Annotated in this window: 20 protein-coding genes; 11 read left to right on the top strand and 9 right to left on the bottom strand. The window is 69.7% G+C overall.

Annotated elements, in window-relative coordinates:
* Positions 1–109 precede the first annotated feature (109 nt).
* A complete protein-coding gene (locus ABZX79_RS07405) occupies positions 110–604 on the bottom strand; it encodes an inorganic diphosphatase (protein WP_069930540.1) in 495 nt (164 codons plus the stop codon).
* A gap of 178 nt (positions 605–782) precedes the next feature.
* On the opposite strand from ABZX79_RS07405, the gene dacB reads away from it, so the two are divergent.
* The 6 genes from dacB (at position 783) to folE (ending at position 8,129) form a co-directional block, all read left to right on the top strand.
* The gene (gene dacB, locus ABZX79_RS07400) at positions 783–2,207 is read left to right on the top strand and encodes a D-alanyl-D-alanine carboxypeptidase/D-alanyl-D-alanine-endopeptidase (RefSeq protein ID WP_355253079.1); all 1,425 of its coding nucleotides are present in this window, start codon (positions 783–785) and stop codon (positions 2,205–2,207) included.
* Positions 2,208–2,283: 76 nt separating this feature from the next.
* A complete protein-coding gene (locus ABZX79_RS07395) occupies positions 2,284–3,414 on the top strand; it encodes a zinc-dependent metalloprotease (protein WP_355253076.1) in 1,131 nt (376 codons plus the stop codon).
* Positions 3,415–3,588: 174 nt separating this feature from the next.
* Complete coding sequence (gene tilS, locus ABZX79_RS07390; RefSeq protein WP_355253073.1) at positions 3,589–4,614, top strand: tRNA lysidine(34) synthetase TilS; 1,026 nt, start codon at positions 3,589–3,591, stop codon at positions 4,612–4,614.
* A 44-nt stretch (positions 4,615–4,658) separates the two neighbouring features.
* Positions 4,659–5,198 (top strand): hypoxanthine phosphoribosyltransferase, encoded by a 540-nt coding sequence (hpt, locus tag ABZX79_RS07385; RefSeq protein ID WP_215133727.1) that lies wholly within the window; start codon positions 4,659–4,661, stop codon positions 5,196–5,198.
* A 170-nt stretch (positions 5,199–5,368) separates the two neighbouring features.
* The gene (gene ftsH / locus ABZX79_RS07380; RefSeq protein WP_355253070.1) at positions 5,369–7,402 is read left to right on the top strand and encodes an ATP-dependent zinc metalloprotease FtsH; all 2,034 of its coding nucleotides are present in this window, start codon (positions 5,369–5,371) and stop codon (positions 7,400–7,402) included.
* Between the two features lie 121 nt (positions 7,403–7,523).
* Entirely contained in the window at positions 7,524–8,129 is a 606-nt protein-coding gene (folE, locus tag ABZX79_RS07375) for a GTP cyclohydrolase I FolE (protein WP_355253067.1), read from the top strand.
* Between the two features lie 28 nt (positions 8,130–8,157).
* Here the strand turns inward: folE and ABZX79_RS07370 are convergent, their stop codons facing one another.
* The 6 genes from ABZX79_RS07370 to ABZX79_RS07345 form a co-directional block, all read right to left on the bottom strand.
* Positions 8,158–8,652 (bottom strand): DUF3180 domain-containing protein, encoded by a 495-nt coding sequence (locus ABZX79_RS07370; RefSeq protein ID WP_355253064.1) that lies wholly within the window; start codon positions 8,650–8,652, stop codon positions 8,158–8,160.
* Positions 8,653–8,721: 69 nt separating this feature from the next.
* Positions 8,722–9,321 (bottom strand): 2-amino-4-hydroxy-6-hydroxymethyldihydropteridine diphosphokinase, encoded by a 600-nt coding sequence (folK, locus tag ABZX79_RS07365; protein ID WP_355253061.1) that lies wholly within the window; start codon positions 9,319–9,321, stop codon positions 8,722–8,724.
* The gene (gene folB, locus ABZX79_RS07360; protein ID WP_355253058.1) at positions 9,318–9,677 is read right to left on the bottom strand and encodes a dihydroneopterin aldolase; all 360 of its coding nucleotides are present in this window, start codon (positions 9,675–9,677) and stop codon (positions 9,318–9,320) included. The genes folK and folB overlap by 4 nt, the downstream gene beginning before the upstream one ends.
* Before the next feature lie 190 nt (positions 9,678–9,867).
* A complete protein-coding gene (locus ABZX79_RS07355; protein WP_355253055.1) occupies positions 9,868–10,320 on the bottom strand; it encodes a nuclear transport factor 2 family protein in 453 nt (150 codons plus the stop codon).
* Entirely contained in the window at positions 10,317–11,186 is an 870-nt protein-coding gene (gene folP / locus ABZX79_RS07350; RefSeq protein WP_355253053.1) for a dihydropteroate synthase, read from the bottom strand. Before folP ends, ABZX79_RS07355 begins: the two co-directional genes overlap by 4 nt.
* A 16-nt stretch (positions 11,187–11,202) precedes the next feature.
* Positions 11,203–11,613, bottom strand: coding sequence for a MarR family transcriptional regulator (locus tag ABZX79_RS07345; RefSeq protein ID WP_355253693.1), 411 nt, complete (start codon positions 11,611–11,613; stop codon positions 11,203–11,205).
* Positions 11,614–11,766: 153 nt separating this feature from the next.
* On the opposite strand from ABZX79_RS07345, the gene ABZX79_RS07340 reads away from it, so the two are divergent.
* Positions 11,767–12,693, top strand: a complete 927-nt coding sequence (locus ABZX79_RS07340; protein ID WP_355253050.1) for an NADP-dependent oxidoreductase — start codon at positions 11,767–11,769, stop codon at positions 12,691–12,693.
* A gap of 12 nt (positions 12,694–12,705) precedes the next feature.
* On the opposite strand, the gene ABZX79_RS07335 is transcribed toward ABZX79_RS07340, so the two are convergent.
* Complete coding sequence (locus tag ABZX79_RS07335; RefSeq protein WP_355253047.1) at positions 12,706–14,553, bottom strand: phosphatidylglycerol lysyltransferase domain-containing protein; 1,848 nt, start codon at positions 14,551–14,553, stop codon at positions 12,706–12,708.
* 140 nt (positions 14,554–14,693) lie between these two features.
* Between ABZX79_RS07335 and ABZX79_RS07330 the strand changes: the two genes are divergently transcribed.
* Positions 14,694–15,809: an alpha/beta hydrolase-fold protein gene (locus ABZX79_RS07330; RefSeq protein ID WP_355253044.1), complete on the top strand. Its 1,116-nt coding sequence runs from the start codon at positions 14,694–14,696 to the stop codon at positions 15,807–15,809.
* Here the strand turns inward: ABZX79_RS07330 and ABZX79_RS07325 are convergent.
* Positions 15,796–16,962 carry a betaine/proline/choline family ABC transporter ATP-binding protein gene (locus ABZX79_RS07325; RefSeq protein WP_355253041.1) on the bottom strand — a complete coding sequence of 389 codons (1,167 nt, stop codon included), beginning with the start codon at positions 16,960–16,962 and terminating at the stop codon, positions 15,796–15,798. The genes ABZX79_RS07330 and ABZX79_RS07325 overlap by 14 nt on opposite strands.
* A gap of 128 nt (positions 16,963–17,090) precedes the next feature.
* Here ABZX79_RS07325 and ABZX79_RS07320 point away from each other — a divergent pair, with 128 nt between their 5' ends.
* From ABZX79_RS07320 to ABZX79_RS07310, 3 genes are read left to right on the top strand one after another with little or no spacing between them, the layout of a single operon-like run.
* Positions 17,091–17,837: an ABC transporter permease gene (locus ABZX79_RS07320; protein WP_355253038.1), complete on the top strand. Its 747-nt coding sequence runs from the start codon at positions 17,091–17,093 to the stop codon at positions 17,835–17,837.
* Between the two features lie 3 nt (positions 17,838–17,840).
* A complete protein-coding gene (locus tag ABZX79_RS07315; protein ID WP_355253035.1) occupies positions 17,841–18,530 on the top strand; it encodes an ABC transporter permease in 690 nt (229 codons plus the stop codon).
* 37 nt (positions 18,531–18,567) lie between these two features.
* Positions 18,568–19,548, top strand: coding sequence for an ABC transporter substrate-binding protein (locus tag ABZX79_RS07310; protein WP_355253032.1), 981 nt, complete (start codon positions 18,568–18,570; stop codon positions 19,546–19,548).
* Positions 19,549–19,615 lie beyond the last annotated feature (67 nt).

Raw genomic sequence — 19,615 nt, 5'->3', positions numbered from 1 at the left:
CCGCGCGGACTACTTGGCCGACTTCGAGGCCCGGCGCACATCAGCGAGTACTTCCTCGGGATATTGGGGTGCACCGCCCGCCGTGATGTCAGCTGAGCCCAGGGGCTCGTCAGTGGCTGCCGCCCTGCGCCTGCAGGCGCTTGTACGAGGCCTCGACCTCGGCCTCGGCCTCGGTGCGGCCGACCCAGTCGGCGCCCTCTACGGACTTGCCGGGCTCCAGGTCCTTGTAGACCTCGAAGAAGTGCTGGATCTCCAGGCGGTCGAACTCCGACACGTGGTGGATGTCGCGCAGGTGCTCGACCCGCGGGTCCGACGCCGGGACGCACAGCAGCTTGTCGTCGCCGCCGGCCTCGTCGGTCATCCGGAACATGCCGATCGCGCGGCACTTGATGACACAGCCGGGGAAGGTGGGCTCGTCGAGCAGTACGAGCGCGTCCAGCGGGTCGCCGTCCTCGCCGAGGGTGTTCTCGACGAAGCCGTAGTCCGCCGGGTAGCTCGTGGAAGTGAAGAGTCGACGGTCCAGGCGGATCCGGCCGGTCTCGTGGTCCACCTCGTACTTGTTCCGCGAACCCTTCGGAATCTCGATGGTGACGTCGAACTCCACGGGTGGTTCCTCCATGATCAGCACATACTCCGGGTGGTGCTGCGTCCTTCCGGGGGTGAGCCCCGGACCGCCGGCCGGTTCGGTAGGCCGGACGAGCCGGGGCGTCATGCTCCCGGCAACACGCAGTGGTTAAGTGTCCCTCACGCAGGTGTGTGATCGCGAAAGGGGCTGGTCCGAGGTGCCGGAGCGCAAAACATGGCAGCTCGCGACGATCGCAGCTGTGGCTGGTCTCGCCCTCTCTGCCGGGGCGGTGGCCGCAGCAGGCCCCTGGGACTCCGGTCAGCGTAAGGCCGAGCGGGCGTGGGCCGCCTCCCAGGACCGTACTGGTGGCGCACATCACGAGGCCCCGGCGCGTGCCGTCCCCGCGCCCGCCCCCAGCGCGCCCGGCGTGCTCATCGCGCTCGGCTCCCCCGTACCGCCGCCGACCGAGAGCGGCCTCGCGGACGCCCTGGATCCGCTGCTGCGCGACCCCGCGCTCGGCACGCTGCGTACCGCGTCGGTGATCGACACCGCGACCGGCACGCAGGTGTACGGGAAGGGTGACGCGCGGGCGATGACCCCGGCGTCCACCATCAAGATCGCGACATCGGCCGCCGCGCTCCTTGCCCTCGGACCGGACCACCGCATCGCCACCACCGTCACCGCGAGCCCCGACGGCAAGAAGACCGTGCTCGTCGGCGGCGGCGATCCGACGCTGGACCGGGACGCCCTGGCCTCCCTGGCCGACGACACCGCGCGGGCGCTGCGGGACCGGGGCGTCGGCGAGACGGAGCTCGCGTACGACACCTCGCTCTACTCGGGACCCGAGCTCCACCCCATCAGCCCCAACCCGAACATCAGCCCCGTCAGCCCCCTGATGATCGAAGAGGGCCGGCTTGACGGCTCCCGCAGCGGCCCCGCCCCGCGCAGCACCGACCCCGCGCGCGACGCCGCCCACGCCTTCGCCCAGATGCTGCGCGAGCGCGGCATCAAGGGGAAGGGCGACCCCGCATCCGGCACGGGCCCGGACGACGCCGAACCGGTGGCCAGGGTCCTCTCGGCGCCCCTGTCCGCCCTCGTCGAGCGCACTCTCACCCACAGCGACAACGACCTCGCGGAGGCCCTGGCCCGCCAGACGGCCCTCGCCTCGGACGAACCGGCCAGTTTCGAAGGCGCGGCCAAGGCCGTCGAGTCCCGGCTGAAGAAGCTCCAACTGCCGCTGCCCGGCGCCCGTTTCGCCGACGGCAGCGGCCTGGACCGCGACGACCGCATGTCCGCCGCCCTGCTGGCCGGCCTCCTCGCCCGCGCCGCCGACCCCGCCCGCCCGGAACTGCGCCCCGTCCTGACCGGCCTGCCGGTGGCCGGATTCAGCGGCACCCTGGAGAGCCGGTACACCAGCGACTCGCCGGGTACGGGCATGGTCCGCGCCAAGACCGGCACTCTGACCGGCGTGAACACGCTGGCCGGAACCGTCGTCGACGCGGACGGCCGGCTCCTGTCCTTCGCCTTCCTCACCTCCGGCACCGAAGGCCGCGACGCCGCCCAGTCCGCCCTGGACCGGCTGGCCTCCACGATCGCCAACTGCGGCTGCGAGCCGTCCGCGGGGCGGCCCGGCCGCACGTGAACCCCGAGGAACCTCAGGGGTACAGGTGGAGCACAACACCTCTCCGCGGGCCGGGTCGACAACGTACGGTTGACGCATGACGAGCATCGGTGGTGCGGAGATGGTCGACTGGAACCTCGCGGTGGCGACCGCGACCCGACTGGTGAGGCCGGGCCCCGACGTGAGCCGGGACGAGGCGCGAGCCGTCGTCGCCGAGCTCCGCCGGCACGCCAAGGCCTCCGAGGAACACGTCCGTGGCTTCACGCGGATGATCCCCGAAGGACACGCGCCACAGGACACCCCGGTCCTCGTCGTCGACCGGGCCGGCTGGATCAGGGCGAACGTCGCCGGATTCAGGGAGGTCCTGCGGCCGCTCCTCGACAAGATGCAGGAACGCAGGGGCACTGGGCCCGGCGGCGCCGTGCTCGGCGCGGTCGGCGGCAAGGTGACCGGCGTAGAGGTCGGCATGCTGCTGTCCTTCCTCGCCTCACGCGTCCTCGGACAGTACGAGACGTTCGCCCCGCCCTCCCGCGAGCTCCCCGCCGGCACCGGCGGCGGCCGCCTGCTGCTCGTCGCCCCGAACATCGTGCACGTCGAGCGTGAGCTCGAAGTCCACCCGCACGACTTCCGGCTCTGGGTCTGCCTGCACGAGGAGACCCACCGCACCCAGTTCACGGCCGTGCCCTGGCTGCGCGACCACCTGGAGGGCGAAATCCAGTCGTTCCTCGCCGAGACCGAGGTCGACCCGATGACGGTCCTGGAGCGCCTGCGCGAGGCGGCCCAGTCACTGGCCGGCGGCCGCCCCGAGGGCGAGGCGGGCGAGGACGGCGGCCGCAGCCTCGTCGAGATCGTCCAGACCCCCGCCCAGCGCGAGATCCTCGGCCGCCTGACCGCCGTCATGTCGCTGCTCGAAGGCCACGCCGACTTCGTGATGGACGGCGTGGGGCCCGACGTGGTGCCGTCCGTCGCCGAGATCCGCGAGAAGTTCCAGCAGCGCAGGGCGCGCGGCGCCAGCCGCCTCGACCTGGCCCTGCGCAAGCTGCTCGGCCTGGACGCCAAGCTCCGGCAGTACCGTGACGGTGAGCGTTTTGTGCGGGCTGTGGTGGAGGAGGTCGGAATGGACGGCTTCAACCGGGTCTGGACCTCACCGAACACGCTCCCCACGAAGGCGGAGATCGCCAAACCGGCGGACTGGGTCGCGCGGGTGCACCGTAGGACAGAGTCATAATCCGGCTGCGGCCGACGGCAGGAGAACGCCCCCTAATCACCCATCCGAGGGACCGTGAGCGCTGGGTAGGCGTGCGATGCTCGGGGAATGGCCCGGCTCTGTCACCATCGACGCACTCTGAGTGACTGGCTTCTCCTCCCGAGGCACCCACAACTTCACCGAAGGGCACCGGACATGGGTCCCCATCCTGCGGTCGCAGCGATACGCCTGGCGGTCCGCCGCGTACTCCACGACGTACTCAACGACATCACGCCCCCCAACAACCTCACGCCCCCGCACGAGCCGCCGCCCCCGCCGCTCGTTCTGGTGGCGTGCTCCGGCGGCGCCGACTCCATGGCGCTCGCCTCCGCCCTCGCCTTCGAGGCGCCCAAGCTCGGCATCCGGGCCGGTGGCGTCACGGTCGACCACGGCCTCCAGGAAGGCTCCGAAACGCGGGCCGCCGAGGTCGTCAACCGCCTCGCCGCGCTGCGGCTGGACCCCGTCGAGGCCGTCGCGGTGACCGTCGGCCGTGACGGCGGCCCCGAAGCGGCCGCCCGCGACGCCCGCTACGCCGCGCTGGACGCCGCCGCCGAGCGCCACGGCGCCGCCGCCGTCCTGCTCGGCCACACCCGCGACGACCAGGCGGAGACGGTTCTGCTCGGCCTCGCCCGCGGCTCCGGCATCCGCTCGCTGTCCGGCATGGCCGCCGTGACCGGCGCCGGGCGCTACCGCAGGCCCTTCCTCCAGATCGACCGGCAGACCGCCCGTAAGGCCTGCATGGTGCAGTCGCTGCCCGTCTGGGACGACCCGCACAACACCGACCCCGCCTACACCCGCTCGCGGCTGCGGCACGAAGGTTTGCCGGCCCTGGAGAAGGCGCTCGGCAAAGGAGTCGTCGAGGCCCTCGCCCGTACCGCCCAGCTCTCCCGGGACGACGCCGACGCCCTGGACGACTGGGCCGCCGAGGCGGACGCGTCCGTACGGGACGACTCCGGCCAGCTGCTGTGCGTCAAGCTCTACGCCCTGCCCCCGGCTGTACGCCGCCGGGTCCTGCGCCGGGCGGCCATCACGGCGGGCTCACCGGCCGGATCCCTCTTCGCGCGGCACGTCGAAGAGGTCGACCGGCTGATCACCGGCTGGCGCGGGCAGGGGGTCATCAACCTCCCCGGCCGGGTGGAGGCGCGGCGGCAGGGTGGCAGACTGGTCATCCGGCAGGGCTGATGCGCTGAAGCACTACGAAAGTGACCCCGGTGGACGAGAAGGACATGGGCACCGACCTCAAGTCGGTGCTCATCACCAAGGAAGAAATCGACGCGAAGCTGGCCGAACTGGCCGCGAAGATCGATGCGGAGTACGCGGGCAAGGACCTGCTCATCGTGGGTGTCCTCAAGGGCGCCGTCATGGTGATGGCGGACCTGGCACGGGCGCTGTCCACCCCCGTCACGATGGACTGGATGGCGGTCTCGTCGTACGGCGCGGGCACCCAGTCCTCCGGCGTGGTCCGCATCCTCAAGGACCTCGACACCGACATCAAGGGCAAGCACGTCCTGATCGTCGAGGACATCATCGATTCGGGTCTGACGCTTTCCTGGCTGCTGTCGAACCTCGGATCGCGTGAGCCCGCGTCCCTGAACGTCTGCACGCTGCTGCGCAAGCCCGAGGCGGCGAAGGTCACGCTCGACGTGAAGTGGGTCGGCTTCGACATTCCCAATGAGTTTGTCGTGGGCTACGGCCTGGATTACGCCGAGAAGTACCGGAACCTGCCTTTCGTCGGCACTCTCGCCCCGCACGTCTACGGCGGCTGAGCCGGGAACCTCCACCCGTGCCCCGGCGTTGGAGCATGGGAAGGCAGGTTCGTCAGCCGTCCCCGGCAGCCGCGGGTGACAATGCTGGGGTACCGTCCGAAGAACAGTCTTTTTAAACAGCAGCATTTACCTACGGGCAGGAGGGACGGGGCGACTACCGCCCCGTATGGATGGACGTGAAGCGATACTTCCGTGGGCCGGTCATGTGGATCGTGCTGGCCGTCCTCGCCGTGGTCGTGTTGATGCAGGTTGTCGGCTCGTCCGGCGGCTACAAGACGGTGGACACTGCCGAGGTCGTCCAGGCGATCGACAAGAACCAGGTCAAGCAGGCCAAGCTGACGACCGGTGACGAACAAGTCATCAAGGTCGAGCTGAAGGACGGCCAGAAGGTCAAGGACAGCAGCAAGATCCAGGCGAGCTACATCGGCGACCAGGGCGTCGCGCTCGCCAACAAGCTGCAGTCGAAGTTCGACAGCGGGGACATCGACAAGGGCTACACGGTCTCCCCCTCCAAGCAGAATCCGTTCGTCGGGATCCTGCTCTCCCTGCTCCCCTTCGTCCTCATCGTTGTCGTCTTCCTGTTCCTGATGAATCAGATGCAGGGCGGCGGCTCCCGGGTCATGCAGTTCGGGAAGTCCAAGGCGAAACTCATCACCAAGGACACCCCGAAGACGACGTTCGCCGATGTGGCGGGCGCCGACGAGGCGGTCGAGGAACTCCACGAGATCAAGGAGTTCCTGCAGGAGCCGGCGAAGTTCCAGGCCGTCGGTGCCAAGATCCCCAAGGGTGTGCTGCTGTACGGCCCGCCCGGTACGGGCAAGACGCTGCTCGCGCGCGCTGTCGCGGGCGAGGCCGGCGTCCCGTTCTACTCGATCTCCGGTTCCGACTTCGTCGAGATGTTCGTCGGTGTCGGTGCCTCCCGGGTGCGTGACCTCTTCGAGCAGGCCAAGGCGAACGCCCCGGCGATCGTCTTCGTCGACGAGATCGACGCCGTCGGCCGTCACCGCGGCGCCGGCATGGGCGGCGGGCACGACGAGCGCGAGCAGACGCTGAACCAGCTGCTCGTCGAGATGGACGGCTTCGACGTGAAGGGCGGCGTGATCCTGATCGCCGCCACGAACCGGCCGGACATCCTCGACCCGGCGCTGCTGCGTCCGGGCCGCTTCGACCGGCAGATCGCGGTCGACCGTCCGGACCTCCTGGGCCGTCTCGAGATCCTCAAGGTGCACGCCAAGGGCAAGCCCGTCACGCCGGACGTCGACCTTCGGGCCGTCGCCCGCCGTACACCCGGCTTCACCGGCGCCGACCTGGCGAACGTGCTGAACGAAGCCGCGCTGCTGACCGCCCGTAGTGACAAGAAGCTGGTCGACAACCACTCCTTGGACGAGGCGATCGACCGCGTCGTGGCCGGACCGCAGAAGCGGACCCGGATCATGAGCGAGAAGGAAAAGAAGATCACCGCGTACCACGAGGGCGGACACGCCCTGGTCGCGGCGGCTTCTCCGAACAGCGACCCGGTGCACAAGGTCACCATCCTGTCCCGCGGGCGTGCCCTCGGTTACACGATGGTGCTCCCGGACGAGGACAAGTACTCGACCACGCGCAACGAGATGCTGGACCAGCTCGCCTACATGATGGGCGGCCGTGCGGCCGAGGAACTCGTGTTCCACGACCCGACCACGGGCGCTTCGAACGACATCGAGAAGGCCACCGCCACGGCCCGCGCGATGGTCACGCAGTACGGCATGACCGAGCGCCTCGGCGCGATCAAGTTCGGCCAGGACGGCTCCGAGCCGTTCCTCGGCCGTGACATGGGTCACCAGCGTGACTACTCGGAAGAGGTCGCCGCGCTGGTCGACGAAGAGGTCAAGAAGCTCATCGAGACCGCGCACAACGAGGCGTGGGAGATCCTCGTCGAGAACCGCGACGTTCTCGACAACCTGGTTCTGGCCCTCCTGGAGAAGGAGACGCTGAACAAGGAGGAGATCGCCGAGATCTTCAGCCCGATCGTGAAGCGCCCGGCCCGCCCCGCGTGGACCGGTTCTTCCCGCCGTATGCCGTCCACGCGGCCACCGGTGCTTTCCCCGAAGGAGCTCTCTCTCACCAATGGCGCCACTGCCAACGGTGCGACTCCCGCGGTGACGGCAGGCTCCGTGGAAACCCCGGCCACCGAGGCGATCCCCGAGGAGCGCCCCGAGAGCTGATCATTCCGGCCCCCCGGGGCCCGGAATGGATGCCGCGTCCCCCAGGTTTTAGCCTGGGGGACGCGGCGTTTTCGTACGTCCGCACGTTTGCGGTATGTGAAAGCACAGGAACGAGGCACAGATGACCGACCCGGTGACGTTGGACGGCGAAGGATCAATCGGCGAGTTCGACGAGAAGCGGGCCGAGAACGCCGTACGCGAGCTCCTCATCTCGATCGGAGAGGACCCCGACCGGGAAGGTCTCCGGGCAACGCCGGGGCGCGTGGCGCGGGCGTACAGGGAAATATTCGCCGGCCTGTGGCAGCAGCCCGAGGACGTGCTGACGACGACGTTCGACCTGGGCCACGACGAGATGATCCTGGTCAAGGACATCGAGGTCTTCAGCACCTGTGAACACCACCTGGTCCCGTTCCGCGGAGTCGCCCACGTCGGCTACATCCCGGCGACCAGCGGAAAGATCACCGGTCTCTCCAAGCTGGCGCGGCTGGTCGATGTCTTCGCCCGCCGCCCGCAGGTCCAGGAGCGGCTCACCACGCAGGTCGCGGACTCCCTGATGGAGATCCTGGAGCCGCGCGGTGTGATCGTGGTCATCGAGTGCGAGCACATGTGCATGTCCATGCGCGGCATCCGCAAGCCCGGTGCCAAGACGATCACCTCCGCGGTGCGCGGGCAGCTGCGGGACGTGGCGACCCGCAACGAGGCGATGAGCCTGATCATGGCCCGCTGACCGGCTCGGGTTCGGGCCAGGCGCAGGCTCAGGCTCCGGCGGCGCGGGCTGTGCCGTTGCCGTTGTTGTCGTCCTCGGGGAGCTTGCAGACTCGCTCCAGGAAGAACGCCGCCGCGACGACGCCCGCGCCCGCCAGGACGGCCAGGCCCGCGTAAATGGCCTGATCCCGGCGGGCCGGGACGTCGAGGCTGTGCATCAGCAGATGGACGCCCACGCCGCCGTACATACCGCAGACCAGCGACGCGACGAGCGCGCTCGCCTGGCCGAATACCACCGCGCGGGCCGCCATCAGCGGCTCCACGCCCTTCGCGCCCGGCCGGCGCTCGCGCTGGGCGCGCAGCCGGGAGCGGATCGACAGCGCGGTCGCCAGCAGGACCACGGCGATCACGGCCAGCACGACGGGGGCCGCGAGCGGCACGCTCGGCAGCGTGCCGACCGTGTCCCAGAGCTGGGCGCCGCCCCAGGAGAGGATTCCTGCCACGGCGAAGAGACCGGCCAGTACGCGGAGCCGAAGTTGCTTCACCGAGAGTGCCCCTCACATCGGTTCATGTCGCAGCCGGTCGTGATCACTGCCAGTCGGTCACTTTAACGACTACTCGGGCAGTCGGAGTTCCAGATCGGGGCGGGGGAGTACGCCACTGGCGCCGACGCCGTCGAGCAGGTCCGCGACGGGGCCGCGGCCGGGCAGCTGTGCTTCCGGCTCCACGTCGTGCCATGGGGCGAGGACGAAGGCGCGCTCGTGGGCGCGGGGGTGCGGGAGGGTGAGGAGCGGGTCCTCGGACACCACATCGGCGTACGCCACGATGTCCACGTCGATCGTGCGCGGACCCCAGCGCTCCTGCCGCACCCGGTCGAAGGCTTCCTCGATGGCCTGGCCGCGCTCCAGCAGGGAGGCCGGCGGCAGGGTGGTCTTGATGAGGACGACCGCGTTGAAGTACGACGGCTGGGTGCCGGGATCGACGCCCCAGGGCTCCGTCTCGTACACCGGGGAGACGGCCTTGACCCGCAGGCCCGGGGTGTCCTCCAGGGCGTCGATAGCGCCCTGGATGGTCTCCAGGCGGTTACCCAGATTCGAGCCGAGCGAGATCACGGCGCGTTTCGGGTTGGACAGCGTGATGTCCGCGGCGTCCACCTGTTCCACCACGGAGGCGGGCACCGGCTGCACCGTCGGGTCGCTCTGGGTGGGGTTCATACTCGGCTCCGGGTGATGGTGATGGTCACGTCGTCGAAGGGGACCGTGATCGGGGCGTCCGGCTTGTGGACGCAGACCTCGACCTCCTTCACCCCGTCGTGCTTGAGGCACTGCTGGGCGATCCGCTCAGCGAGCGTCTCGATCAGGTCCACCGGTTCGCCCTCGACGACGTCCACGACTTCCTCCGCCACGACGCCGTAGTGCACGGTCTTCGCCAGGTCGTCGTCGGCCGCCGCGGGGCGGGTGTCGAGGCCGAGAACCAGGTCCACGATGAAGGTCTGGCCTTCCTCACGCTCCCGGGGGAACACGCCGTGGTGCCCACGGGCCTTGAGGCCGCGCAGCGCGACACGATCCACGCGAATCACTCCTGCTGTCGTAGAGAAACGAGGGCGCTGCCAAGTGCGGTCGGCACGCCACCCTCACCCGAATCTACCTGCGAGCACTGACACCGGGCGCCCACGGGGGCTATGGACAGAAGCTGATGGGGCTGGTAGCCGCCCCTACCCAGGGGCTCCGGACGCCAACCTTTTCCAGGCCCCTACCCACTCAGGCGGGGGACTCGTCGTCCTCGTCCTCACCGTTTTCGGTCAGAACGGGGGAGCCGTGGTGCGACCACAGTTTCCAGCCGTCCTCTGTGCGACGGAACACATTGGTGGCCACGATGAGCTGTCCGACGAGCGGGCCGAGTTCGCCCGCCTCCTCGGCCGGGCCACCGCTCAGCGTGTTCTCGGTGCACACCACCAGGGCGGTGTCGCCCAGGACGTTCACCTTCACGTCGGTGAGGAAGAACTGGATGTACTCCGTGTTCGCCATGATCAGGGCGTACGAGCGCAGCACCTCGCCGCGCCCCGAAAGCACCGGCCAGCCCGGGTGAACGCAGGAGATCTCGTCGTCCAGCCAGAGCACCGAAAGCTCTTCGAAGTCGCCGCGTTCCACGGCCTCGTAGAACGCCGTGTTGGCCTGTTCGACCAGCTCTACGTCCGTGCGCGCGCGGCTCACAGGGCTCCTTCTACGGCTCTGGCGACCCGTACGGCGTCGGCGGTCGCCCGTACCTCGTGGACGCGCACCGCCCAGGCGCCCTCGTGGGCGGCGATGGCGGAGACGGCGGCGGTGGCCGCGTCTCTTTCCCGGGCGGGCGGCGGGGTGGCTCCCTCGCCGGCGTCGGCCGCGAGCACGTGGCCGAGGAACCGCTTGCGGGAGGCGGCCACCAGCAGGGGGCGGCCCAGCGCGCGCAGCTCGGCGAGGTGGGCGACCAGGGCCAGGTCGTGCTCGGCCTGCTTGGCGAAGCCGAGGCCCGGGTCGATGACGATGCGCTCGGGGGCGATGCCGCCCGCGATGACGGCCTCCATGCGCGCGCGCAGCTCGGACACGACCTCGCCGACCACATCGGCGTACACCGCGCGGCTGTTCATCTGCTCGCTGAAGCCGCGCCAGTGCATGACGACGAAGGGCGCTCCGGCCGCCGCGACGGCCGGGATCATGGCGGGGTCGGCGAGGCCGCCGCTGACGTCGTTGACCAGGGCGGCGCCCGCGGCAATGGCCCGCTCGGCGACGGCGGCGCGCATGGTGTCCACGGAGACGGTGACGCCCTCGGAGGCCAGACCGCGCACGACGGGGATCACCCGCTTGAGCTCTTCGTCGGCGTCGACGCGGGAGGCGCCGGGGCGGGTCGACTCACCGCCGACGTCGATGAGGTCGGCCCCCTCGGCGACGAGGTCCAGGCCGCGCTTGACCGCGGCGGTCGTGTCGAACCAGCGCCCACCGTCGGAGAAGGAGTCGGGCGTCACATTGACGACCCCCATCACCGCACAGCGGTCCCACTCCGGCAGACCCTCGATCCGGCCACGCGTGCGCAACGTACTCATGCGTCCAGCGTAGGCGTCAGGCGGTGGTGCCAGGACCGCGCGCACCGCAGAAGACCCGGCCGAGGAGCTCGTAGAGGGTGGCGCGGTCGGCGTCGTCCAGGGCGTCGAGAGCGGCATGGGTGGCGTTCATGCGGGCCCGGATGGCGTCGACGGTCTCTTCGCCCGTGGGGGTGAGGACGACGTTCTTGACGCGGCGGTCGTTGGGGCTGACCTCGCGGCGTACGAGGTCGCGCTTCTCCAGCCGGTCGACGATCCCGGTGATGTTGGAGGCGTCGCAGGCCAGGGTGGTCGCGAGGACGCGCATCGAGGCGGGGGCCGCGCGCAGCACGCCGAGGGTCTTGGCCTGGCTGGCGCTGAGGCCCGCGTCGGCGGCGGCCAGCGAGAAGTCGCCGTAGTAGCCGCTGAAGGCCTCGGCGAGCCGTGCCATGAGCTGGGCCTTGGTGGGGGGTGTCCGGATCGTCTCTGCCATGCCGCCAGCTTAGCGCTCGCTACTTGACGATCTAAACCATTGAGGTCTACGGTCTATCTATTGCTTGAGATCATCAAGCAATCACCCAGGAGCCATGCGAGGAGCATCACCATGAAGGCCATCACCTACCGCGCCTACGGCAGCCCGGACGGTCTCGAGTACGGCGACGTGCCGAGCCCGAAGCTCGGTCCGGACAGCGTGCTGGTCCGCGTCAGGGCCGCCTCGGTCAACCCCGTCGACTGGAAGATCCAGGCCGGCTACCTCGACTCCGCGCTCGACGCGGTCTTCCCCGTCGTCCCCGGCTGGGACGTCGCCGGTGTGGTGGAGCAGGCGGGCGTCGCGGTGACCGAATTCGCGCCGGGTGACGAGGTCATCGGATACGTACGCGAGGACTTCGTCTCCCGCGGCACCTTCGCCGAGTACGTCGCGGCGCCTGTACGCACCCTGGCCCGCAAGCCAGCGAACCTCTCCTTCGAGGAGGCCGCGGGGCTGCCGTTGGCCGGCCTCACCGCTTACCAGGCGCTCACCCGCCACCTGAAGCTCAGCGAGGGGGACACGCTGCTCGTGCACGCGGCGGCGGGCGGTGTCGGCTCGCTCGCGGTGCAGATCGCGCGCGCCTTCGGCGTCCGGGTCATCGGCACGGCCAGCGAGCGCAACCATGAGTACCTGCGGTCCCTGGGGGCCCTTCCGGTGACGTACGGCGAAGGGCTGGCCGACCGTGTGCGGGAGCTGGCGCCCGAAGGCGTCGATGCGGCACTCGACCTCGTCGGCGGTGACGCGCTCAAGATCTCGCCGGAGCTGCTCGCCCCCGGAGGCCGGCTGGCCTCCATCGCGGACGGCGCGGTGCTCGGCCTCGGCGGTACGTACGTCTTCGTGCGCCCCGACACCGCCGATCTGACCGCGCTCACGGAGCTGGCCGAGCGCGGTGAGCTGGCCGTCGAGGTCGCCGCCGTGTTCCCGCTGGAGAAGGCCGCCGATGCGCTGCGGCTCAGCATGGACGGCCACACCCGCGGCAAGATCGCGATCAGTGTCGGCTGAGCCGAGCCGGGCTCAGGCGGCGGTCTGCCCGGCCTCGCGCACCCGCACCTGTGCCGGGTGAGCGCACGGGCGCGGCTTCCCGGCCGCCGCGCGGCGGGCGAACGGGCGGGGCAGCGCGAGCGTGACGAAGCCCTCAGCCTGCATCGCGGCGAAGCCGATGCGCGGCAGGTCGCGGGTGGTGCGGAAGACCACGAAACGCGGCTCCCAGCGTGGCCGGAACTTGGCGTTGAACTTGTACAGCGACTCGATCTGGAACCAGCGGGAGAGGAAGACCAGCAGGCCGCGCCACACCCGCAGGACCGGTCCCGCCCCGATCCTCTCGCCGCGCGCGAGCGCCGAGCGGAACATCGCGAAGTTGAGGGAGACGCGTTCGACGCCGAGCCGGGGAGCGGCCTGGAGCGCGGCGACGATCAGCAGTTCGTTCATGCCGGGGTCGGCGGAGCGGTCGCGGCGCATCAGGTCCAGGGACATGCCGTCCGTACCCCACGGGACGAAGTGGAGTACGGCCTTCAGGTCGCCGTACGCCGAATCCGCGCCGTCCGTCGCGGCCGTCTTGTGGGCGGTCGCGATCACACAGTCCCCGTCGCCGGGTTCCCCGATGCGGCCGAGCGCCATCGAGAAGCCACGCTCGGTGTCCGTGCCGCGCCAGTCGGCGGCGGCCCGCCGGATGCGCTCCAGCTCGGCGTCGCCGAGGTCACGGACGCGGCGTACGCGGGTCTCGTAGCCGCTGCGCTCAATGCGCTTGACCATCTGGCGTACGTTCCGCATGGCGCGCCCGGCGAGGGAGAAATCCGGCACGTTCACCACCGCTTCGTCCCCGAGCTCCAGCGCGTCGAGCCCCGTCTCGCGGGTCCACACCTCGCCGCCGGTCTCGCTGCAGCCCATCACGGCCGGCGTCCAGGAGTGCGCCTTGGCCTCGTCCATGAAGCGCTCGATGGCGCCCGGCCAGGCCTCCACGTCGCCGATCGGGTCACCACTGGCGAGCATCACGCCGGAGACCACGCGGTAGGTGACGGCCGCCTTGCCGCTGGGGGAGAAGACGACGGCCTTGTCGTGGCGCAGTGCGAAGTGGCCGAGGGAGTCGCGGCCGCCGTGCCGGGCCAGCAGCTCGCGCAGCCGCCGCTCGTCTTCGGGGGTGAGGCGGGCCGCCGGGTGCTCGGGCCGCAGAGCCAGGTAGATGGTGGTGACGGCGGTGAGCAGGCCCAGGGCGCCGAGGGAGTAGCCGACGGTCCAGGAGACCCGGCCCGCGTAGTCGACGGGACCCTCGAAGCCGAAGAGGCCGTACAGGACGTGCTCCAGACGCTCCGCCACGCTCGGGTTGCCGACCACCCTCGCCGGGTGCGAGCTGACGATGACCAGGCCGAGTCCGAGCGAACCCGCCCCGAGCAGGAAGAAGTTCGCGAGCGCCTTCCACCGGCTGCGCGGATCGGGCAGTGCCTCGAACTCGCCGCGGTGGCGCACCAGGAGAGCGAGCAGGGCGAGTGAGAGCAGTACGCCTATGACCGAGTTCCGGTAGATGAGCTGCGCCACCGCTCCGGCGGGCAGCAGGACCACGGCGGCCTGCCAGGCGCGGCGCTTGTGGCGCTTGAGGCCGTGCGCGAGAAGCAGCAGCAGTACGCCCGCGCTGATCGCCAGCGCGGCCGCGAACGGGCCGAGCGCCCCAGGAAGCACCTCGGCGAAGGAGTGCATCCTGCTGTGCCGGAAGCGCGGAAAGACGCCGGCGGCGATGTCGAGGAGGCCCACGACAGCGCAGGCCGTGCCGACCAGGGAGGGCACGCGCTCGGGGCGCGGGCCCCGGACGATCCGCCGTAGCCGACCCGGAACCGCACCAGTTTTATCCCCATCTAGCCTGATAGACATCGCTTCCCGTGGCTCCGCGAGAGAATTTCTGTCCTTGGGCCGAAGCAGGCCGGACAATTTGCGCCCTCTAGGACGGCGCATCCGGGGGGCGGGTTCACTCGCTCTCAGGAAATTCTCAGGCAGAAAGCTCGCTCCTCATCATGGGTCTCACCAGTAACACAGTTCTGACGCTCGCGGTCCTTCTGGCAGTGGTTCTGTTCGTCGCGACAGTCTTGCTCTGGCCGCGCCTGGCTGCCCGTAACTGGCGCTCCGTACTCGGCCGTGTCGGCCTGCTGCTCGCGACCCAGCTGCTGCTGTTCGCCTCCGTGGGACTCGCTGCCAACAAGTCCTTCCTCTTCTACGGCTCTTGGACCGATCTTTTCGGGCAGGAGACGGAGATGGGCGTGGTCGTCGACCACTCGGCCGGTGCCAGGGACCTCAAGGTCGTCGACACGCAGGGCATGGATGTGCCGGGCGGCTCGAAGCCGGCGGTGGGAGGCCAGATACAGAAGGTCGTCATAGCGGGCGAGAAGTCGAGGATAGCCAGCCAGGCCTACGTCTATCTGCCGCCCGAGTACTTCAGGCCGCAGTACGCCGAGAAGACCTTCCCGGCGGCCCTGGTGCTCACCGGATACCCGGGCACGGCCGAGAACCTGCTCAAGGGGCTGCGCTACCCGCGAACGGCGCACACCCAGGCGCAGGCGGGCAGGATGCAGCCGATGGTCCTGGTGATGCTGCGGCCGACCGTGGCGCCGCCACGCGACACCGAATGCGTGAACGTGCCCGGCGGCCCGCAGACCGAGACCTTCCTCGCCGGCGACATTCCGAAGGCGGTGTCGGAGTCCTACCGGGTGGGCACCCGGGCGCGGAACTGGGGCGTCATAGGGAACTCCACCGGCGGTTACTGCGCCCTGAAGTTCGCCATCCACCACCCCGGGACCTTCGGTGCGGGCGCCGGCCTGTCCGCGTACTACAGGGCGGCGGAGGACTCGACGACCGGTGACCTCTTCCACGGTGACAACGGCGAGCGGAAGCGGGCCGACCTGCTGTGGAGCCTGGACCACGTGAAGCCGTCGAAAACGTCGTCGTTCCTGGTGACCAGCTCCAAGGAGGGCGAGGAAAATCTCAAGGAGACGGTGAAGTTCATCGAGAAGGTGAGGCCGCCCGCACGGGTTTCCTCGATCACGCTGGACAGCGGCGGCCACAACTTCGGCACTTGGCGGCGCGAGATACCGGCCGCCATGGAGTGGATCAGCGACAGGCTCAGGGCGAGCTGACGGACTCCACTTCGACCGCGGTACGGGGAACGGCCTGCGCGTCGGCGTCGATGGAGCGGCGCAGCGCCTCGTGGAGGCGGGCGGGGGTGAGCACGCCGAGGAAGCGTCCGGCGCTGTCCTTGTCGATGACGGCGATCCAGCCCGCGTCGTGCTGGAGCATCGTGGAGAAGGCCTGCTTGAGGGAGGCGCCGACGGGCAGCCAGGCCTCCATGCGGCGGGCGTGTTCGCGTACGGTCCCGGTCGCCGTACGGGCCTGCTCGGCGGAGATCCAGCCGTGCAGGTCGTCGGAGCTGTCCAGGACGACGGCCCAACGGGCTCCTTCCGCGGTCAGCTTGGCAGCGGCCTTCTTGACCGGGTCGTCGAGATGGACGACGGGCGGCTGTTCCAGGTCGCCGGGCTCGATGGGCGTGACGGAAAGGCGCTTGAGGCCGCGGTCGGCGCCGACGAAATCCGCGACGTACGGGGTGGCGGGTGCGCCGAGGACGGCGGCCGGGGCGTCGAACTGCTCGATCCTGCCCTGCCCGTAGACGGCGATGCGGTCGCCGAGCCGGACGGCCTCCTCGATGTCGTGGGTGACGAAGAGGACGGTCTTGCGCACCTGGGACTGGAGCCGCAGGAACTCGTTCTGGAGGTGCTCGCGTACGACCGGGTCGACCGCGCCGAAGGGCTCGTCCATCAGCAGTACGGGCGGGTCGGCGGCCAGCGCCCGGGCCACGCCGACGCGTTGGCGCTGGCCGCCGGAGAGCTGGTCGGGGTAGCGGTCGCCGTGGACGGACGGGTCGAGGCCGACCAGGTCCAGGAGTTCGGCGGCGCGCTCTCGGGCCTTGGCGCGCTTGACGCCGAGGAGGTGGGGGACGGTCGCGGTGTTGTCCAGGACCGTCTTGTGGGGGAAGAGGCCGACCTGCTGGATGACATAGCCGATACGGCGGCGGAGCTGGACGGGGTCGATGGTCGATATGTCGTCCCCGTCGAGGAATATCCGGCCGTCGGTCGGCTCGATCAGCCGGTTCACCATCTTCATGGTGGTGGTCTTGCCGCAGCCGGACGGGCCGACGAGCGTGACCAGTTCGCCCTCGGCGACTTCGAAGGAGAGGTCGTCGACGGCGGTTGTGCCGTCGGCGTACCGCTTGGTGACGTGCTCGAATCGGATCATGATTCCCCATTGTGGCCGGTCCGGTGTCAAGACCATGTTGCGGGAATGTGGCGGGCCCCGGCGGTTGTCAGTGGCTGGGGATAGGGTCGTCAGACAGAGGTTCGAGGTCTCGGGGGAGGTGGGGCGGAGTGAGCGGCGGCCAGAGCTGTCTGACGGCGAACGACTGGATTTGCGGGGAGTATGTCCGCTCCCGCGGCCAGGAGTTGACCGACGCGACTGTCCAGCATGTGTGGATCACGCTGGTTTCGGTGGCGATCGGCCTGCTCATCGCCTTTCCGCTGGCGCTGCTCGCCCGTGGCGACGGCGGACGCCGGTCGAGATTCGCCGGCCCGGTCCTCGGCCTCACGACCGTGCTCTACACGGTCCCCTCGCTGGCGATGTTCTCGCTGCTGCTGCCGGTGTTCGGCCTTTCGGCGGCCGTGGTGGTCACGGGACTCGTGCTCTACTCGCTGACCGTTCTCGTGCGGAACATCCTGGCCGGGCTCGAAGCGGTGCCGGCGGAGGCGCGGGAGGCCGCGCTGGGGATGGGGTACGGCCGCGGGCGGCTGCTGTGGGAGGTCGAACTGCCGCTGGCGCTGCCCGCCCTGCTGGCCGGGGTGCGCATCGCGACGGTGTCGACGGTCGCCCTGACGACGGTCGGCGCGATCGTGGGGTACGGCGGCCTGGGGGCACTGATCGTCGACGGCCTCGACTCCCTCTTCAAGGCGCAGGTCCTGACGGCCTCGGTGATCTGCGTGCTGCTGGCGGTGGTGGCCGACCTGCTGCTGCTCACCCTCCAGCGGCTGCTGACGCCGTGGACGAGGCCGCGTACGCCCCGAATACGTACGACGGGCCGCGCTGCCGTCTCCACCACCCGTATCGCGAAGGCCGGCTGATTCATGGGAGTGATCGGGGACGCCTTCGCGTGGCTGGCCACCGGCGCCAACTGGCAGGGTGAGAGCGGCGTCTGGGACCGGCTGGCCGAGCACCTCTACTTCAGCGGCGTGTGCCTGCTGCTGTCCTGTCTGATCGCGCTGCCCGTGGCGCTCTGGCTCGGACACCTGGGCCGGGGCGGCGCGCTCGCCATCAACCTCTCCAACGCGGGGCGGGCGATCCCCACCCTCGCGGTGCTGATCCTGCTGACGCTCACACCTCTGGGCAAGCAGGGCGACCTGCCGACGATCATCGCGCTGGTGCTGTTCGCCGTACCGCCACTGCTGACTAACGCGTACATCGGTATGCGCGAGGTGGACCGGGCGGTGGTGGAGGCGGCGCGCGGGATGGGCATGTCGGGGTGGCAGCTGTTCGTACGGGTCGAACTGCCCCTCGCGTACCCGCTGGTGATGACCGGGCTCAGGTCGGCGGCCGTCCAGGTGGTGGCTACCGCCACGCTGGCCGCGATGGCGGGCGAGGGCGGCCTGGGCAGGATCATCACGGCCGGCTTCAACACGTACAACACGCCGCAGGTGGTGGCGGGCGCATTGCTCGTCGCTGTTCTCGCGCTGCTGGTGGAGGGCGTGCTGGTGGCGGCGGACCGGCTGCTCGACCCGATGCGGCGGCGCGGTGCGGTGTCGCGGCAGACGGCCTGACGATGGCTCTTTTCTTCTTCCTTGGATGGTGAACCTCATGAGCAGGATCTCGCGTACAGCAGGTGCGGTAGCGGCCGTGATCGCACTGGCCGGAGGGCTGGCGGCGTGCGGCGGCAAAAACCTGGAGGAGGGCGGGACCGGTGGTGCGGCCGGGACCGGTGACACCGGCAAGAAGGCGTCGCTGGTCATCGGCTCAGCCGGATTCACCGAGTCCAAGGTGCTGGCCGAGCTGTATGCGCAGCTCCTCGACGAAGCCGGATACGGCACCTCCATCAAGACGGTGGAGAACCGTGAACTGTACGAACCCGCCCTGGAGAAGGGCGAGATCGACGTCGTACCGGAATACGCCGCTACGCTTGCCGAATTCCTCAACGCGAAGGCCAACGGCCCGAAGGCGCCGGAGAAGAATCCGGTCGCGTCCAGCGATGTGGCCGCCACCTTCAAAGCACTGGAGAAGCTCGCGGAGCCGCGCGGACTGAAGGTGCTGCCGGCGGGCGAGGCCGTCGACCAGAACGCCTTCGCGGTGAGCAAGGAATACGCCGACAAGAACAACCTCAAGACTCTTTCCGATCTTGGTAAGTCGAAGCTCAAGGTGAAGATCGCGGCGGGCGACGAATGCGAGATCCGGCCCTTCTGCGCACCGGGTCTGAAGAAGAAGTACGGGATCGACGTCACCGGCGTCGACCCCAAGGGCGTAGGCACCCCGCAGTCCAAGCAGGCCGTCAAGGACGGCGCGGATCAGCTGGTGCTGACCACGACCACCGACGCGACTCTGGCCGGCTTCGGACTCGTACTCCTGGAGGACGACAAGAACCTCCAGAACGCCGACAACGTACTGCCGGTGGTCAATGCGAAGGACGCCGGAACGCAGGAGATAGCGGACGCTCTCGGCAAGCTCACCAAGGTGCTGACGACCGAAGATCTGGTGGAGCTGAACCGGAAGATCGACGCTGACAGGGCCAAGCCGGCCGACGCCGCGAAGGAGTATCTGGAGTCGAAGGGTCTGATCAAGAAGTAGATCGCGTAAGGAATTGGGTAACCGCCCGGGAACAGATTGCCGGGCGGTGCCCCATCCGCCGTCTACG

Origin of the sequence: Streptomyces sp. NPDC002994 (assembly GCF_040611155.1) — a bacterium.
Lineage (GTDB): Bacteria > Actinomycetota > Actinomycetes > Streptomycetales > Streptomycetaceae > Streptomyces.
Note: the sequence above shows the minus strand (reverse complement) of the source record. Positions and strands in the feature narration are given on the sequence as shown.

What these genes read in the sequence shown, in the direction of transcription:
- folE (WP_355253067.1), top strand. Translation starts at nt 7,524, where the DNA reads ATGACCGACCCGGTGACGTTGGACGGCGAAGGATCAATCGGCGAGTTC.
- ABZX79_RS07330 (WP_355253044.1), top strand. Translation starts at nt 14,694, where the DNA reads ATGGGTCTCACCAGTAACACAGTTCTGACGCTCGCGGTCCTTCTGGCA.
- ftsH (WP_355253070.1), top strand. Translation starts at nt 5,369, where the DNA reads ATGGACGTGAAGCGATACTTCCGTGGGCCGGTCATGTGGATCGTGCTG.
- tilS (WP_355253073.1), top strand. Translation starts at nt 3,589, where the DNA reads ATGGGTCCCCATCCTGCGGTCGCAGCGATACGCCTGGCGGTCCGCCGC.
- folK (WP_355253061.1), bottom strand. Translation starts at nt 9,321, where the DNA reads ATGAACCCCACCCAGAGCGACCCGACGGTGCAGCCGGTGCCCGCCTCC.
- ABZX79_RS07345 (WP_355253693.1), bottom strand. Translation starts at nt 11,613, where the DNA reads ATGGCACGGCTCGCCGAGGCCTTCAGCGGCTACTACGGCGACTTCTCG.
- hpt (WP_215133727.1), top strand. Translation starts at nt 4,659, where the DNA reads ATGGGCACCGACCTCAAGTCGGTGCTCATCACCAAGGAAGAAATCGAC.
- ABZX79_RS07310 (WP_355253032.1), top strand. Translation starts at nt 18,568, where the DNA reads ATGAGCAGGATCTCGCGTACAGCAGGTGCGGTAGCGGCCGTGATCGCA.
- ABZX79_RS07315 (WP_355253035.1), top strand. Translation starts at nt 17,841, where the DNA reads ATGGGAGTGATCGGGGACGCCTTCGCGTGGCTGGCCACCGGCGCCAAC.
- ABZX79_RS07340 (WP_355253050.1), top strand. Translation starts at nt 11,767, where the DNA reads ATGAAGGCCATCACCTACCGCGCCTACGGCAGCCCGGACGGTCTCGAG.
- folP (WP_355253053.1), bottom strand. Translation starts at nt 11,186, where the DNA reads ATGAGTACGTTGCGCACGCGTGGCCGGATCGAGGGTCTGCCGGAGTGG.
- ABZX79_RS07325 (WP_355253041.1), bottom strand. Translation starts at nt 16,962, where the DNA reads ATGATCCGATTCGAGCACGTCACCAAGCGGTACGCCGACGGCACAACC.
- ABZX79_RS07335 (WP_355253047.1), bottom strand. Translation starts at nt 14,553, where the DNA reads ATGTCTATCAGGCTAGATGGGGATAAAACTGGTGCGGTTCCGGGTCGG.
- ABZX79_RS07395 (WP_355253076.1), top strand. Translation starts at nt 2,284, where the DNA reads ATGACGAGCATCGGTGGTGCGGAGATGGTCGACTGGAACCTCGCGGTG.